The sequence below is a fragment of the Actinomyces wuliandei genome, assembly GCF_004010955.1.
In the GTDB taxonomy this organism is placed as follows: Bacteria; Actinomycetota; Actinomycetes; order Actinomycetales; family Actinomycetaceae; genus Actinomyces; species Actinomyces wuliandei.
In genome coordinates, this window is sequence record NZ_CP025227.1 from 1,284,585 (window position 1) to 1,299,740 (window position 15,156).

Below are 15,156 nucleotides of genomic sequence, written 5' to 3' on the forward strand. Positions count from 1 at the left end.
ATGACTTCCACGCGACGACGGGCTTCCCACGGCACCCATGCGGATGGTGCCCTGGCTCTGGAGGTGGAGCGTGCCGGCTACTACCCCGAGCTGGTCCTGGACACCCTGGCCCTGGCGGCTGGCGAGGAGGAGGTCACGATCAGCCTGGTCCACGCCGAGACCACGTTTGCCGACGCGGTCCACCGGCACCTCACTGTCCTAGCCCTGACCCCCAGCCGCCTCATCGTCGTCCACGTCGACGACACCCCGCGGGAGGACGGCCGTCCCGGTGCCCTGGCCACCTCCGAGGCCGTCCCGGTCAGTCGTGTCCGCTCGGTGGCCCTGACCCGGGGGGTCAGCGAGCCTGCTGCGGGGGGCGGGACCCTCACGGAGATGACGATCGCCGTCTCCTGGGGGGCGGTGCGCCGCATCGACCTGGAGCCTGCCACCTGCGGCGACCCGGACTGCCAGGCTGACCACGGGATGTCGGGAGTCCTGGCTCCTGATGACATCGCCCTGCGGATCGCCGCCGGGGTGGAGGGGGACGCTGCCCTGGCTCGCGCCGAGGCCTTTGCCCGCGCTCTTTCCCAGGCCACGGCTCAGGCTGCGGCCGGCTCGTGAGCGGCGAGTCCGGGGGGACCCGACGGGTCCCGGACGCACAGGACACGGCACCGGGCGTACTACCCGGTGCTCCAGCCGGTGACGTGGTGCCTGGCGCTGTGGCTCCCGCAGGCACACAGCCTGCAGGCCTGCGCCAGGTCCTGGCAGCCGCCGCCGTCGGTGCGGGCCTGGTGCTGGCCGACGTGGCCGACCCGGTCCTGGGCGGGGCCGTCCTGGCTCACGACCAGGCCGCCGGGTGCGCCCGTGCGTGGGGCATGTCCGAGCCGAGGCCGACTGTCGTCGTCCTGGTGGACGGACTGGGGTCAGAGCTCCTGGCTGAGCGGCGCGGGCACGCCCCGGTCCTGCGCCGGTGGTCCGCACTGCCCGGCTCCGGCACCGGGGGGCCGGGGCTGACGACGTGCAGGCCGACGACCACGGCAGCCGCGCTGACTACCCTGGGCACGACCGCGCTGCCGGGCACGACCGGGATGGTGGGCTACTGTGTGCTCAACCCGCTCCTGGGAGGCCGCCTGCCCGCGGGGACCGTCCCCAGCGCGGACCAGCTGCTCAGCCTCGTCTCCTGGCAGGGGAGCGCCCTGGACCCCAGGTCCTGGCAGGACGTCCCGACGGTCTTTGAGCGGCTTCGCCGTGAGCCTGGGACCGGTCCGGGCAGGACTGGCCTGGCGGCAAGTGTGGGGCCCGCCCGCTTCGTCGGCTCCGGTCTTACCGAGGCGGCGCTGCGGGGCACGACCCACCTGGGAGCAGACCGCCTTGAGGACCGTCCCGGGCAGGCGGCCGGGGCGCTGCGGTCAGGTACTCCGCTGGTGTACCTCTACGTCGGCGAGCTCGACCACACCGGCCACCAGCACGGCTGGCGCAGCCCCCAGTGGCTGGAGCAGCTTGAGCGTCTTGACGCCGCGCTGGCAGAGCTGGAGCGCCGGGTGCCGCGCGGTACCCGGCTCCTCCTGACAGCCGACCACGGCATGGTTGACACCGACGCCGCGCACAGGGTGGACCTGGCGGACCACCCTGACCTTGCCCGCGACGTGGTGGCTGTTGCCGGGGAGCCCCGGTTCACGCACCTGCACCTGCCGCACGCCGACGAGGCCCTGGCCCAAGAGGTCGCCGAGCGCTGGCGCCAGCGGCTGGGGCCGCGGGCAGCCTGGGTCGGCACCCGGCAGGAGGCTGCCGTCCACCTCGGTCCCCTGGGGGCCAGGGCACGTGACGTCACCGGCGACGTCGTGGTTGCCATGGCAGGCACCTGGGTCCTGGTGGACTCGCGCGTCCACTCCCCGGCGGCACTGGGGATGCGCGGTGTCCACGGCTCCCTGACGAGGGCGGAGACGGACGTCCCGCTGATGATGACAGTCACCTGAGCCACCGGCGGCGGACCTCAGCCACATCAGCGGTGGACCTTGGGGCAGGGAGCCGCATGGGTAGGCAAGGAGAGCTGCTTGGGGCTGCCGGAGGCTACTCCGGCTTGGCACCGAAGACGATCTCGTCCCAGGAGGGGACGGAGCGCCGGGAGCGCCGTCTGGACCTGGGGGCGGGAGAGGCGGCCGACTGGGCGGCGGATGCCTGGGGGTCCATGGCACGGCTGGCACGGCTGCTCACCCGGGTGGGGGCCGTGACCTCCGGTACCGGCTCGGTGTCGGGGTCTGCGGAGTCGGCAGGGACCCCGACGGCGGGGGTCTGTGAGGTGGGGTCGCTCGGCTCGGGTGCCGGGGCGAGGCGTGATCCTGCACTGCCGTGGCGTCGGCGCTCGGACATGGAGTAGACCTGTGCACGGATGCCGGAGGTCTGGGTCCCGGCCTCCGGCGTGTCCCCGGGTCGAGGAGCCTCGGGGGCCTGGTCGGAGGACAGGAGCGTGTCCTGCAGCTCGTCTGCGGGCACCTCGACCTCGATGCGTCGTCCCCGGTTGGAGGCAAGGTCCGCCAGCAGGGCGTCAGTGGCGTCCAGGCTCGCGGCGGCCGAGGCGGCTCCAGCCGGTGAGCCGCTGCCCGGAGAGGCGGGCTCGGGGAAGTGGGACGGCCCTGCAGCGGGCTGGATGCCCTTGCCGACGTCGTGCCGGACGACCTCGTCAGGGGCGGTTGGGTCCTGGGGCGAGGTCGGCACGGCGGCGTGGCCGGGCTGCTCTGCTTCGGGCACACCAGCCCTTCCAGGCTCCTGGCCCCGGCGGGCCGAGGCTCCGGGGGCCTGGGAGTCCTGGTCGAAGACGGCAGGGCGGCGTGAGGTGGACGCGGCCTCGGTCAGCCAGCGGGCCTCGTCGTCCAGGGCGTGGACGGAGCGGGCTGCCAGGTCCAGTGACCAGCGGGCGTGCTTCTCCTCCGCTGACTGGATGAACGTCACCATGATGAGCCACGGGTCGCGGCCCTCGCGCAAGGCGTCCCACTCCAGGCTGGAGGGGTTGACCCCCCGTGTCGCCAGGCGGTCCACCACCAGCTCACCCAGCAGCGGCGAGTCCTTCTCCCAGCCGATCCGGCAGGACTGCGCCTGGGTGACCGCCCACTGCCGCTCGGCGACCACCGGTCCCTCGTAGCGGCGCACGTGCGCTACGTCCATCCCGGTGGCGACAGCGACCTCGGTGGCGGTGGCCCCAGCGCGCATGAGAGCCTGGAGCTGGCGGGGTCGGACTGGGGCGTCGGTGAGGACGGGAGTCGGCTGCGGCAGGACGGCGGCACGGTCACGTCGCACGGCGGCACGCAGGGCGTCGTCAATGATGATGCTGTAGCGCTCACCGTTGGCGTCAGTCATGACGACCGTGTCCCCGTTGGCTCCCAGCAGCTCGAGCTCGACCATGGCTAGCCCTCCTCAGCGTCGTGACGGTACCGTGGCTCATGCAGTGCTCGTGCCCTGCTTGTGAGGCGCCTGTGCACGCCCACACGACAGTCGTCCCCAGCCTGCCACCTCGGAACTGTCCACGGCGGGAGGCTGAGCGGTGTGCCCGCTGTGAGGCGTGCGCCCGGCGGGTACCCTCGTCCGTCCCACGTGCCTGCCCTATGTTTTCCTCCTTATCTCATCCTTCATTCTGACTTGACGGAGGGTCCCTCGGTGCTATGGTGCGCGTGCCCTTCCCGGACGGGGCACAGCGGCACCACACCTGCGCCGCGAGGCTGCCCGCGCTGGTGAGACCCACCTGAGGTCTGGGAGCTAAATGAGAGCCGTCGAAAGAAAGAGTGACGAGGCCATGGCGACTGACTACGACGCCCCCCGCAAAAACGAGGACGAGCCCGAGGCCGATTCCATTGAGGAGCTCACTGCGCGGCAGAAGGACCAGTCGTCTGCCGCTATTGACGAGGACGAGAACGAGGCCGCCGAGGGCTTCGAGCTGCCCGGGGCGGACCTGTCCCGTGAGGAGCTGAAGGTCCACGTGGTGCCCCAGCTCGAGGACGAGTTCACCTGCTCGGAGTGCTTCCTGGTCCACCACCGCAGCCAGCTGGCCTACGTCGACGAGGCCACGGGCCTGCCGGTATGCGCTGACTGTGCGGGCTGACGGCGGTCAGTGCGTCGGCCCCGCAGGACTGGTCGGGTGAGCCGGGCCGTATGTCTCGGGAGGAGCGCCGCCACAGGTAGTGGCCCTCCCAGGGTGAGCGGTCTGGAGGGACCCGTGCCTGTGGGCTAGCGTGGTCGGCGCACGCCGCCCGTCGGCCAGGCCTGGTGCCGCCTGGCAGGATCGTCCGCCTTCTGCCGGGCCTGGGGATGGACGAGGTCGTGTCTGCGGTGGCGGGTGGGCAGGTCCTCCCGACGAGGCCACTCACGCCCGCCGTCCTGGTGCTGACCGCCGGTCCCCGCCGGTGCGCCAGGGCACATTGCTGGGACTTCGCCTAGACTTTGCCTGAAGCCTGACCCCAGACCCAGCCCAGGGCTGCGGTCCACCTATGGTCCGGGCGCCCCATCTTTGCTTGCCGAGTTCAGGAGATCTGCATGGGACTGTTCTCACGTCGTCGTGAAGACCGCCGTGACCACGACAGCCGTCGCGCTCGAGGCAGCGTGGAGGTCTCGACACAGCAGGTCTCACGCTCCTCCAGGCAGGCGGATCGGGCGGATACCACTGCGGCCAGGACCGCGGCGCCCGCAGAGGGCGCGTCCGGCTCCTCGTCCGCGCACGGACCCTGGGACGCCGCGAGCCTGCCCGCAGAGCAGGAGGAGGTCACACGGGTGGACCTGGGTGCCCTGCGCGTCCCGGCCGTGGACGGTATGCAGGTGCGGCTGGAGCAGGCTCCCGGCGGTGTGCTCACCGCCGCCGTCCTCGCCCTGGGCGGCTCCTCCCTGGAGCTGCGAGCCTTTGCCGCGCCCAAGAGCTCGGGCGTCTGGGAGGAGCTGCGTGCCGACATCGTCCAGAGCCTGTCCGGGGCCAGAGCCAGTTACCAGGAGGTCGAGGGCGACTACGGGACCGAGGTCCTGGCCCAGATCCCCATGCGTGCCCCTGACGGGGCCACCTCGGTGGGTACGGTGCGCTTTATCGGTGTTGACGGGCCCCGCTGGTTCCTGCGCGCGGTGCTTCAGGGACCGGCCGCCTCCAGCACCGACCCGTCTGAGGAGCTGCGTGAGGTGCTGCGCCGCACCGTCGTCGTGCGTGACGAGCAGGCGCGGCCCCCGCGTGAGGTGCTGCCGCTACACGCTCCGGGCACGGCTGCCGGTCCTGAGGCCGAGGAGCTGCCGGGGCTGGACCCGCTGGCTCCCGGGCCGACGGTCGCCGAGGTGCGGTAGGCACGTCGATCCTATGGGTGTCATCAGCGTGGTGCTCAGGGCTGTGTGCCAGGCCTGGCGCCCCGGCGGCGTGCAGCAGCCAGGAGACCCAGAGGAGGGGGCCTCCGGGGAGACGGCTCGCTACCCCGGCACCCAGGCTGTCGCCGATGTCCTGGTGCGGCGGCGAGCACGGGTGTCCGGCGTGCTGCAGGCCGTCACCTACAGCCCCGCAGCGGGTCGGCCGCTGCTGGTGGGCCACCTGTACGACGGTACGGGCCGCCTGGACCTGGTGTGGCTGGGGCAGCGACGCGTCGTGGGCATTGACCCCGGTCAGCGGCTGGTGGCCGAGGGCATGGTGGCCGACGGCAGTCCTCGTCCCCGCATCTACAATCCCGCCTACGAGCTTCTCGGCGCACCGGGAGCACCGCCCAGGACCGCACCCTGACTGCTATCGTGGCCGTAGACCCGCACCAGGGCCGTGAGGGCGCAAGGCCGTAAGAACAAGAGACTGGGATGACAGGATGACAGCGACGGCAGGCACCCCCTCCTCCGGCGGCACACCCTCCGCCGCCTCCCCCGGCTCTGCCGGTCCTGTCGGCGGTGCCCGTCCGTCCTCGGGGGGCAGCGGGCTGAGTGCCGTCGGTGCGCAGCGCTTTGACGCCCTGGCGGCGGTGGGCGGACTGCGGGGGATCGCTGAGTCCGCGGTGCCCACGGTCGTCTTCGTGCTGGCCCTGGCGCTGCGGCCCCAGGCGCTGGTACCTGCCCTCCTTGTCTCCCTGGGTGTCAGCGCCCTGGCCCTGACCCTGCGGCTGGTGCAGCGCCAGGGCACGACGACCCAGGCGGTAGGCGGCGTCGTCCTGGTCCTGGTGTCTGCCGTGTGGGCCTGGCGCAGTGGTGAGGCCTCGAACTTCTATGCCACCGGCCTGGTCATCAACGGCGTGTGGCTGGTCGCCTGCCTCGGCTCGCTCGCGGTCGGCTGGCCCCTCGTCGGTGTCGTGGTGTCTGCGGTCTCCTCCTCAGTGCCCCTCACCGCGTCCTCCTCTGCGAGGTCCTCCCCTACGAAGGGGGCGATGGACTGGCGGTCCGACCCGGACCAGCGCGGGCTGCGTCACCGCTACCGGCTGGGGACCGCCGTCCTGGCTGCGATGTTCGGCCTGCGGCTGGTCGTCGAGGTTCCCCTGTACCTGGCGGGCGACTCAGCAGTGTCCGCGCTGGGGGTGGCCAGGCTCGTCCTGGGAGTGCCGCTGTTCGCCCTGACCCTGTGGCTGGTGTGGCTGCTGGTTGCCCCGGGTCGTCGGGGCTCGTAGCCGACCGCCTGCCGCAGGCTGCCGGCCCAGGCCCTTCACAGGTCCTCGGGGTCGCTCTGGTCGCGCGTGGTGCCGGGCACAGGGTCCTGACGGGTAAAGAGCAGGGGAATCTGGTGCAGGTCGTCCTGCCCCTCCCGGGAAGTCAGGAAGACCAGCTCGTCGCCGCCCTCGAAGCGTTCCTCGCTGCCGGGGCTGATGGGCTGGTAGCCCCGCAGGATCGCCGCCAGGACAGTGTGCGGGGGCAGGCTGACCTCCCGGACCAGCCTGCCGACCACGGGCGAGTCCCCGGAGAGGGTCAGCTCATGCATCTGGGCTCCAGACTGGTGGAAGCGGAAGACCGGGACCAGGCTGCCGATGCTGACCGCCTCCTCCACCAGTGCCGTCATGAAGCGGGGCGTGGAGACCGCCACGTCCACCCCCCAGGTCTCGTCAAAGAGCCACTCGTTCTTGGGGTTGTTGACCCGGGCCACCGTGCGGGGCACGGCGAACTCGGTCCTGGCCAGCAGGGAGATGACGAGGTTGGCCTTGTCGTCCCCCGTGGCGGCCACGACCACGTCACAGTCTGAGGCCCCCGCCCTCTCCAGGGCGTCGACATCGCAGGCGTCGGCCAGGAGCCAGTCGGCCTCAGGGACGGAGGCGATCCGCATGGCGTCGGGGGAGCGGTCGACAAGGGTGACCTGGTGGTGGTGGCTGAGAAGCTCGCGGCCGATGGAGCGTCCTACCGAGCCGGCTCCGGCGATCGTGATCCTCATCAGGGACGGACCTCCTGTGCGGGGGGGCGGGAGAGGGCGTGCTGCACCCCGGCCACGCGGTCGCTGCTCACTGCGACGTGAAGAAGATCATGCTCCTGGACGACGCTGGTGGCCTGGGGGACAAAGGCGGTGTTTCCCCGGGAGACCCAGGCGACCTTGACGCCCAGCCTGCCCTCCAGGACCGGGACGGGAGTCCCCACCCACGCCGGTGAGAGGTCGGGCTGGACCAGGGACACCGTCCCGGTCGGGTCCTCCAGCTCCCGCGTCGTGCCGCCGGGCAGGAGGCGACGCATCATCTGCTCCGCAGTCTGACGGACCGTGGCCACGGTGGGGATACCCAGGCGGGTGTAGACGTCAGCACGTCGGGAGTCGTAGATGCGGGCCACGACCCGCTCCACCCCGAAGGTCTCCCTGGCCACGCGCGCAGCCACGATGTTGGAGTTGTCCCCGTTGGACACGGCGGCAAAGGCATAGGCCTCGTCGATGCCGGCCTGGCTCAGCGCGTCGCGGTCAAAGCCGATCCCCTTGACCTTGCGGCCGCTGAAGTCCGAGGGAAGCCGCCGGAACGCGTCGGCGGAGCGGTCGATGACGGACACGGAGTGGCCAGTGCGGTCCAGGCGGGCTGCCAGCGTGGCCCCCACCCGTCCGCAGCCCATGATGACGAAGTGCACGAGGAGGACGGTACTCCCGTTACGAGGCGCTGGCGCAATAATGGCTCCGTGCGTGACACCGCAGATCGTGGCAGGAGGGGGCGGCCCGGGCCTGACCCCTCTGTGTGGGCTCCGGGTGGGTCCTCCGGCTCCCGGGCCTGGGCTGGCTCGGCCGCCCTGTCCGTGACGGGCTACGCCCCCGACGCGGTCCTTGCCGCTGCCGCTGCCGCAGGTGCGGCAGCCTCCTCGCTGGCTACGGGAGCCGCCCTGGTGTGCGTGGTCCTCCTCCTGATCGTGGCTGCCTCCTACCGGCAGGCCGTCCACGTCGAGGGGCGGGGGGGTGGCTATGTCGGCCACGGAGCCGTGGCCTCCCGCCTGGGGGAGTGGCCAGGGCTGGTGACGGCCTCTGCCCTGCTGACCTCCCACGTCCTGGCCGTGGCCGTGTGCACGGCCACGGCCGCGTCCTACCTGGCGGTGGCAGCACCCCGTCTGGCACCTGTCACGGTGCAGGTCGCGGTGGTGGGGGCAGCAGGCCTGGCGCTTGCCGTCCTGGGGGCTGGCAGACAGGTCGGCAGGGGGCTGACCCGCCTTGTCCGGGTGTGTGTACCTGTGTACGCGGCAGCTCTCGGTACCGTGGTGGCGGCTGGCCTGGCCCAGGAGCTCACTGGCAGGCTGGACCGGGCCGACTCCGCCGTCCTGGAGGTCCTGCCTGCGGCAGGGGGGCAGTACTGGCAGCAGGGTCTGCCGCCCCTGGTAGTGCTCCTCCTGGTGGCGGGGGCGCTGGCGGGCGGTTCTGCTGTCCTGACCGGGGCGGGGACGGTCGTCGACGGTGGTTCCCTCCGCAGTGGTCCTCTCGGCGGCGGCCCTGACCGCTCCCGGCGTGGCGGGCGGGATACCGGGCAGGACGCCAAGTGGGATGCCAGGTGGGACACCGCCTCCGGCGTTGTCCTGTTGGCGGTCGGCGCCGCCCTGGTGGCAGCCACCGTCCACCTGGCCGGTGCGGTCGGTGCGCGGGTCGTGGAGGACCCGGCGGGGCAGCTGCTGCGTGACGGCCAGCCCGTGGGGGAGGGGTACCTCCAGCTGCCTGCCAGTGTGCAGGTGGCTCGCGCTGTCTTCCCCGGCGCCCCCCTCGTCTCCTACCTGGTGGTGGTCACCACCGTGGTTCTGGTGCTGCTTGTCGGCGCTGCGGTCCTCACCCGCCTGCCTGTGCTCGCCGCCGTACTGGGCAGGGACCACCTGCTCCCGCACAGGATGTGCCAGCTAGGGGACCGGCGTGTCCGCCTGTGGTGCGTCATGGTGGCCTGGCTGGGAGCCGCTGTCCTCCTGGTCGCCGCTGGTGGCTCGGTCACGCGCCTCGTCCCGCTCTACGTGCTGACGACGTCGGTCTGCCTGACCATGGTCCAGGTGGGCATGGTGCGTCACTGGTCGTACTGGCTGGCCCGGGCCACCGATCCTCGCGCGCGTCAGCGCATGCGGCGCTCCCGCGTGCTCAATGCCACGGGTGCGGCGGTGACCGGGGTGGTCCTGGCCTGCGTCCTGGTCACCTGGACGACCCGGGGCGCCTGGCTCGTCCTGGCCGCCCTGGTAGCCGTGTGTCTGGTCATGCGCGCGACCTCGCGCTACTACCGCCGTGTCAGCGCGCAGACGTCGGTCAGCGGGCTCCAGGACGTGGAGGTCCTGCCCGCCCAGGTGCGCGCGGTGGTCCTGGCCTCCCGGTTCCACCAGCTCACCGTGCGCGCCCTGACCTACGCCCGCTCCACCCACCCGGCCTCCGTCGAGGTGCTCACGGTCGACATGGGCGACGGCTCGGTCGAGCGCCTCGTGGAGACCTGGGAGGAGGCCGGTGTCGCCGTCCCCCTGACTGTCCTGGGCTCGCCGAGCCTGGAGGTGGTTCCGCCCGTGGTGTCCTACATACGCTCCCTGCGCAGCGACGCCCCCCAGGACCTGGTCGTGGTGTTCCTGCCCGAGCACCTGGTGAGCCGCTGGTGGGAGCGGGTGCTCCTCAGCTCGACCACCACGCGTCTGGGGGCCGCTCTGAGGCGTGTCCCCGGTGTGGTCGTGGCCTCCGTCCCCTGGAGGCTGGCTGCGCCCGGTCAGCCCTGGCGGGGCGGCTGGGGTGGCCAGGACGCCACCGGGGGAGCCGAGGACGTCATGGACGCTGACGTCGCTGCCCGCCGGGCCTCCCGGAGGCGCCGGGGACAGGGCGGGCCGGGCTGAGCCCGTGACCGTGGCTGCCCCTGCGTACCCTTACTGCCTGTCAGGAACTACCAGGACAACCAGGAGCACCACGTGACCCCCCGCCGCACCCCTTCCGTACCCGGTGTACCCGACCGCCCCCACTCCGGGGGTCGTGGCCGCCGTGGCCGTCGTGGCCGCCCAGGAGGCTCCAGGGTGGTCCGTCCCCCTGAGCCCGCCGGGAGGGGACGGTCGAGCGGGACCGGGCTGCCAGGACGACCAGGGCTGGGGGACCAGGAGGAGGACATGCTCCTCAGGGTCACCGCTCCCGCCCACGGGGGCCACTGCGTGGCACGTCCCGTGGACGAGCCCTCGGGCCGGGTGGTGTTTGTCCGCCACACCCTGCCGGGGGAGACGGTCCGCGCCCGGGTGGTGCAGCGGACGTCGAGGGTCTGGAGGGCCGACGTCGTGGAGGTCCTCGAGCCCTCTCCGGACCGGGTGGACTCTGTGTGGCCTGAGGCCGGCCCCTTCGGGGTCGGCGGGGGCGAGCTGGCCCACGTCTGCCTGCCCGCCCAGCGCGTGTGGAAGCAGTGGGTGCTGGCTGACTGCCTGCGGCGTGTTGGCGGGCCGCAGGTGGCCGAGGCGGTGGCTGCCCTGCCCGGCGCTGCCGCCTCCGGGGGTGTTGCCGTGGAGGCGTTGCTGACGCAGGCGAGCCGGGGCGCGGACCCGTCCCGGGAGGAGCCCGTGCGGGGCACAGGTACCCGGACCCGGGTCACCCTGGAGGTGGGTGAGGAGGGCCAGGTCGGGATGCACGCCTTCCGCTCCCACCAGGTCCTTCCTCTCAGGACCCTGCCCCTGGCGGTCGCCCCCCTCCAGGAGCTGGGCCTGCTGGAGGAGCCGCGCTGGCGCAGCCGCTACCGTCCAGGTGGGCGCGTCAGGGCTGTGGCTCCGAGCCGGGGAGAGCCCGTCGTCCTCCTGGACGGCCAGGTGCTCACGGCTGCGGCACGTCCTGCGGGCAGGCCACGTGTGGAGGAGGTTGTCGACGCCACCGGCCTGGGGTTGGGAGAGCTGCGGTACCTGATGCACCCCGGGTGCTTCTGGCAGGTGCACGTGGACGCGCCCACGGTCCTGGTGGACCGGGTGGTGCGTGCGGCCCTGGGCGGGTCCCCTGGCGGCACGCGTCCCGGGGACCACACCCGGACGCGGCTGGACCCGGGCCCCGCCCGCGGGCAGCGGGTCCTGGAGCTCTACTCAGGCTCGGGCCTGCTCACGCTCCCTCTGGCGATGCTTGTCGGCTCCTCGGGGCAGGTCCACTCCCTGGAGGGGGACGCCCAGGCCGTCAGGGACGCACGCCGCAACCTGCGCGGCTGCCGCTGGACCCGGGTGGCTGACGGCAGGGTGACACCCCGCACGGTGTCGGCGGCGGGGACCGCCTTCGACGGGGCCGGGCCTGACGTCGTCGTCCTGGACCCTCCGCGACAGGGCGCCGGTCGCCAGGTGGTCCAGGCGGTTGCCGGGCTGGGGCCTGGGCGTGTCGTGCTGGTGGCCTGCGACCCGGCAGCCCTGGCCCGCGACCTGGCGGTCCTCCTCGGGTCGGGCTACCGCCTGGAGGCGCTGAGCGCGCTGGACGCGTTTCCCCACACCCACCACCTTGAGGCCGTGGCGGTGCTGGTCCGCGGCTGAGCACGGACTGAGCACGGACTGATCCCGGACTGAGCACAGCCGGGCGCGGGAGCCGGTCGCAGGACCGCACCTGTGCCTGCGGCCCTGCTCTGCTCGTGTTGCGTACGGCTGCCGTGACGTAAATGGGTGGTGACTGTCCCTCCGGGGTTGGGCGGTGGAGGTGCGGTGGCAGCAGCGCGGGCAGTGCGATGACGCTGCGATGATGCTGCGATGGCGGGGTGCTGCGAGGGCGCTGGCGGTGGCGGCCGCGCCTGTTGACGGCAGGTGACACGACCTCCGCTAGCGTCGGCTCCTAGCAGCCTCGTCGTACCGCCTCTCCGCTGCCTGTCCCAGCTGTCCGTGGCGGTGCGGACCATCACGATAGGAGCAACACTCGTGGCCAGTCTCAACACCTTTGCCTCGCGTGACACGCTCGACGTCGGTGGACGCTCCTACGAGGTCTACCGCCTTGACGCGGTCCCTGGCCTGGAGCGCCTGCCCTACTGCCTGAAGGTCCTCGCGGAGAACCTCCTGCGCACCGAGGACGGGGCCAACGTCACAGCTGACCACGTGCGGGCGCTGGCCTCCTGGGACCCTGCCGCCGAGCCGGACACGGAGATCCAGTTCACCCCGGCGCGGGTGGTCATGCAGGACTTCACCGGGGTGCCCTGCATCGTGGACCTGGCCACCATGCGGGAGGCGGTGGCCGAGCTGGGTGGTGACCCTGAGGTCATCAACCCGCTGGCGCCCGCGGAGATGGTCATCGACCACTCCGTCCAGATCGACTCCTTCGGCCTGGCCTCCTCCCTGGAGCGCAACAAGGAGCGTGAGTACGAGCGCAACGCCGAGCGCTACCAGTTCCTGCGCTGGGGGCAGGGCGCCCTGTCGAACTTCCGTGTGGTGCCCCCGGGCACGGGGATCGTCCACCAGGTCAACATCGAGTTCCTGGCCCGCACCGTCTTCACCCGGCAGGAGGGTGAGGTCACCCTCGCCTACCCCGACACCTGCGTGGGCACGGACTCCCACACCACCATGGTCAATGGCCTGGGGGTCCTGGGCTGGGGCGTGGGCGGTATCGAGGCGGAGGCCGCCATGCTCGGCCAGCCGGTGTCCATGCTTATCCCCAAGGTGGTCGGATTCCGCCTCTCCGGGGCCATCCCGGCCGGGGCTACCGCCACCGACGTGGTGCTGACTATCACCCAGATGCTGCGTGCCCACGGCGTGGTGGGCAAGATCGTGGAGTTCTACGGCGAGGGCGTGGCCGAGGTCCCGCTGGCCAACCGGGCCACCATCGGGAACATGAGCCCGGAGTTCGGCTCCACGGCTGCGATCTTCCCCATTGACGAGGTCACCCTGGACTACCTGCGTCTGACCGGCCGCAGCGAGGAGGACATCGCCCTGGTGGAGGCCTACACCAAGGCCCAGGGCATGTGGCACGACCCCGCCCGTGAGGCCGTCTACTCCGAGTACCTCGAGCTGGACCTGTCCACTGTGGTGCCCTCCATCGCCGGCCCCAAGCGCCCCCAGGACCGCATTGAGCTGAGCGGGGCCAAGGAGGCCTTCGCCTCGGTGCTGCCCACCTACGCCCCGCAGGGTCCCAGGCCCACTGCGGTGACCCTGGCGGACGGCACCCAGACCACCCTGGACCACGGGCACGTGGCCATCGCCTCCATCACCTCGTGCACCAACACCTCCAACCCCAGTGTCATGGTGGCGGCCGGGCTCCTGGCCCGCAACGCGGTGGCGCGAGGCCTGCGCTCCAAGCCCTGGGTCAAGACCTCCACGGCACCGGGCTCCCAGGTGGTCACTGACTACTACGAGAAGGCGGGCCTGTGGCCGGCGCTGGACGAGCTGGGCTTCAACCTGGTGGGTTATGGCTGCGCCACCTGCATCGGCAACTCTGGGCCGCTGCCCGCCGAGGTCTCGGCGGCGGTCAACGAGGCGGACCTGGCGGTGGTCTCGGTGCTCTCGGGCAACCGCAACTTCGAGGGGCGCATCAACCCCGACGTCAAGATGAACTACCTGGCCTCCCCGCCTCTGGTCATCGCCTACGCGCTGGCCGGGACCATGGACTTCGACTTCGCCACCCAGCCGCTGGGACGCGACCCTGAGGGCAACGATGTCTTCCTGTCCGACATCTGGCCTGACCCCGCCGAGGTGCAGGCCACCATCGACGCCACGATCGACCGGGAGATGTACACGCGCGACTACGCTGACGTCTTCGCTGGTGACGACCGCTGGCAGGGTCTGGACACGCCGGAGGGGGAGACCTTCGCCTGGGACGAGGGGTCCACCTACGTGCGCAAGGCCCCCTTCTTCGAGGGCCTGACCATGGATCTCACCCCGGTCAGCGACATCACGGGCGCCCGGGTGCTGGCCCTCCTGGGCGACTCGGTCACCACCGACCACATCTCCCCGGCAGGTGCTATCAAGGCCGACTCCCCGGCGGGCCGCTACCTGGCCAGCCACGGGGTGGAGCGGGCGGACTTCAACTCCTACGGGTCGCGTCGCGGCAACCACGAGGTCATGATCCGGGGCACCTTCGCCAACATCAGGCTGCGCAACCAGCTGCTCGACGGCGTGGAGGGCGGCTACACCAGGAACTTCCTCACCGGCGAGCAGGAGTCGATCTTTGACGCCTCCCAGGCCTACCAGGCTGCAGGCGTGCCGCTGGTCGTCCTGGGCGGCAAGGAGTACGGTTCCGGCTCCTCACGTGACTGGGCGGCCAAGGGGACGGCGCTGCTGGGGGTCAGGGCGGTCATCGCCGAGTCCTTCGAGCGCATCCACCGCTCCAACCTCATCGGCATGGGGGTGGTGCCGCTGCAGCTCCCGGACGGGGAGTCGGCGGCCTCGCTGGGCCTGGACGGTACCGAGACCTTCGCCGTCACCGGGTTGACGGCGCTCAACGAGGGTGTCACCCCTCGCACCGTCACTGTCACGGCGGCCAAGCAGGACGGCTCCGAGGTGGTCTTTGACGCTGTCGTGCGTATCGACACCCCGGGGGAGGCGGACTACTTCCGCCACGGCGGCATCCTCCAGTACGTGCTGCGCCAGTTGGCCGCCAGGTAGCGGGCTGCCCCTGCTCTCGCGCTCCTCCTGTCGGCGCCCTCTGGGTGTTTTGGGGGAGCCCGAGTTCCACAGGCGGAGGTCGTGACGGGTCCTGCCTGTGGTTGTCCACGTGCTGCCTGCAGGCTCGTGGTGACGTCAGGGTCGGCACATCACGATGGCGGGCAGGCGGCACGTCGGCGTGGTCGGCGCGCTGGTGGTCTCATTGCGAGGGAGGCAGGCAGTGACCGATCTGTGGGCTATCACGGGGTTCACCCCCGACGGTGACGTGGACGA

At 71.9% G+C, this 15,156-nt stretch carries 12 protein-coding genes; 9 read left to right on the top strand and 3 right to left on the bottom strand.

The genetic code is table 11. The features are described from left to right. Together CWS50_RS05315 and CWS50_RS05320 are read left to right on the top strand one after the other, a co-directional pair. On the top strand, positions 1-600 hold the full coding sequence (locus CWS50_RS05315; protein WP_127841947.1) for a DUF5998 family protein: 600 nt from the start codon (positions 1-3) through the stop codon (positions 598-600). A gap of 83 nt (positions 601-683) precedes the next feature. Further along, entirely contained in the window at positions 684-1,955 is a 1,272-nt protein-coding gene (locus CWS50_RS05320; RefSeq protein ID WP_180342497.1) for an alkaline phosphatase family protein, read from the top strand. A gap of 94 nt (positions 1,956-2,049) precedes the next feature. Here the strand turns inward: CWS50_RS05320 and sepH are convergent, their stop codons facing one another. Continuing rightward, positions 2,050-3,378 (bottom strand): septation protein SepH, encoded by a 1,329-nt coding sequence (gene sepH / locus CWS50_RS05325; RefSeq protein WP_127841948.1) that lies wholly within the window; start codon positions 3,376-3,378, stop codon positions 2,050-2,052. Positions 3,379-3,766: 388 nt separating this feature from the next. On the opposite strand from sepH, the gene CWS50_RS05330 reads away from it, so the two are divergent. The 4 genes from CWS50_RS05330 to CWS50_RS05345 all read left to right on the top strand — a co-directional run bounded on the left by CWS50_RS05330 (position 3,767) and on the right by CWS50_RS05345 (position 6,575). Next, the gene (locus CWS50_RS05330; RefSeq protein ID WP_127843272.1) at positions 3,767-4,072 is read left to right on the top strand and encodes a DUF4193 domain-containing protein; all 306 of its coding nucleotides are present in this window, start codon (positions 3,767-3,769) and stop codon (positions 4,070-4,072) included. Between the two features lie 431 nt (positions 4,073-4,503). Next, entirely contained in the window at positions 4,504-5,289 is a 786-nt protein-coding gene (locus CWS50_RS05335; RefSeq protein ID WP_127841949.1) for a DUF3710 domain-containing protein, read from the top strand. A 13-nt stretch (positions 5,290-5,302) separates the two neighbouring features. Further along, a complete protein-coding gene (locus CWS50_RS05340) occupies positions 5,303-5,713 on the top strand; it encodes an OB-fold nucleic acid binding domain-containing protein (RefSeq protein WP_127841950.1) in 411 nt (136 codons plus the stop codon). Positions 5,714-5,789: 76 nt separating this feature from the next. After that, complete coding sequence (locus CWS50_RS05345) at positions 5,790-6,575, top strand: DUF3159 domain-containing protein (protein ID WP_127841951.1); 786 nt, start codon at positions 5,790-5,792, stop codon at positions 6,573-6,575. A 35-nt stretch (positions 6,576-6,610) separates the two neighbouring features. On the opposite strand, the gene CWS50_RS05350 is transcribed toward CWS50_RS05345, so the two are convergent. Together CWS50_RS05350 and CWS50_RS05355 are read right to left on the bottom strand one after the other, a co-directional pair. After that, positions 6,611-7,327: a potassium channel family protein gene (locus CWS50_RS05350; RefSeq protein WP_127841952.1), complete on the bottom strand. Its 717-nt coding sequence runs from the start codon at positions 7,325-7,327 to the stop codon at positions 6,611-6,613. Further along, the gene (locus tag CWS50_RS05355; RefSeq protein WP_127841953.1) at positions 7,327-7,998 is read right to left on the bottom strand and encodes a potassium channel family protein; all 672 of its coding nucleotides are present in this window, start codon (positions 7,996-7,998) and stop codon (positions 7,327-7,329) included. The genes CWS50_RS05350 and CWS50_RS05355 overlap by 1 nt, the downstream gene beginning before the upstream one ends. Positions 7,999-8,046: 48 nt before the next feature. Between CWS50_RS05355 and CWS50_RS05360 the strand changes: the two genes are divergently transcribed. The 3 genes from CWS50_RS05360 (at position 8,047) to acnA (ending at position 14,883) form a co-directional block, all read left to right on the top strand. After that, a complete protein-coding gene (locus tag CWS50_RS05360) occupies positions 8,047-10,194 on the top strand; it encodes an APC family permease (protein ID WP_127841954.1) in 2,148 nt (715 codons plus the stop codon). A 264-nt stretch (positions 10,195-10,458) separates the two neighbouring features. Beyond that, a complete protein-coding gene (locus CWS50_RS05365; protein ID WP_127843273.1) occupies positions 10,459-11,835 on the top strand; it encodes a class I SAM-dependent RNA methyltransferase in 1,377 nt (458 codons plus the stop codon). A 375-nt stretch (positions 11,836-12,210) separates the two neighbouring features. Continuing rightward, positions 12,211-14,883, top strand: coding sequence for an aconitate hydratase AcnA (gene acnA, locus CWS50_RS05370; RefSeq protein WP_127841955.1), 2,673 nt, complete (start codon positions 12,211-12,213; stop codon positions 14,881-14,883). Positions 14,884-15,156 lie beyond the last annotated feature (273 nt).

What these genes read in the sequence shown, in the direction of transcription:
- CWS50_RS05315 (WP_127841947.1), top strand. Translation starts at nt 1, where the DNA reads ATGACTTCCACGCGACGACGGGCTTCCCACGGCACCCATGCGGATGGT.
- sepH (WP_127841948.1), bottom strand. Translation starts at nt 3,378, where the DNA reads ATGGTCGAGCTCGAGCTGCTGGGAGCCAACGGGGACACGGTCGTCATG.
- CWS50_RS05330 (WP_127843272.1), top strand. Translation starts at nt 3,767, where the DNA reads ATGGCGACTGACTACGACGCCCCCCGCAAAAACGAGGACGAGCCCGAG.
- CWS50_RS05335 (WP_127841949.1), top strand. Translation starts at nt 4,504, where the DNA reads ATGGGACTGTTCTCACGTCGTCGTGAAGACCGCCGTGACCACGACAGC.
- CWS50_RS05340 (WP_127841950.1), top strand. Translation starts at nt 5,303, where the DNA reads ATGGGTGTCATCAGCGTGGTGCTCAGGGCTGTGTGCCAGGCCTGGCGC.
- CWS50_RS05345 (WP_127841951.1), top strand. Translation starts at nt 5,790, where the DNA reads ATGACAGCGACGGCAGGCACCCCCTCCTCCGGCGGCACACCCTCCGCC.
- CWS50_RS05350 (WP_127841952.1), bottom strand. Translation starts at nt 7,327, where the DNA reads ATGAGGATCACGATCGCCGGAGCCGGCTCGGTAGGACGCTCCATCGGC.
- CWS50_RS05365 (WP_127843273.1), top strand. Translation starts at nt 10,459, where the DNA reads ATGCTCCTCAGGGTCACCGCTCCCGCCCACGGGGGCCACTGCGTGGCA.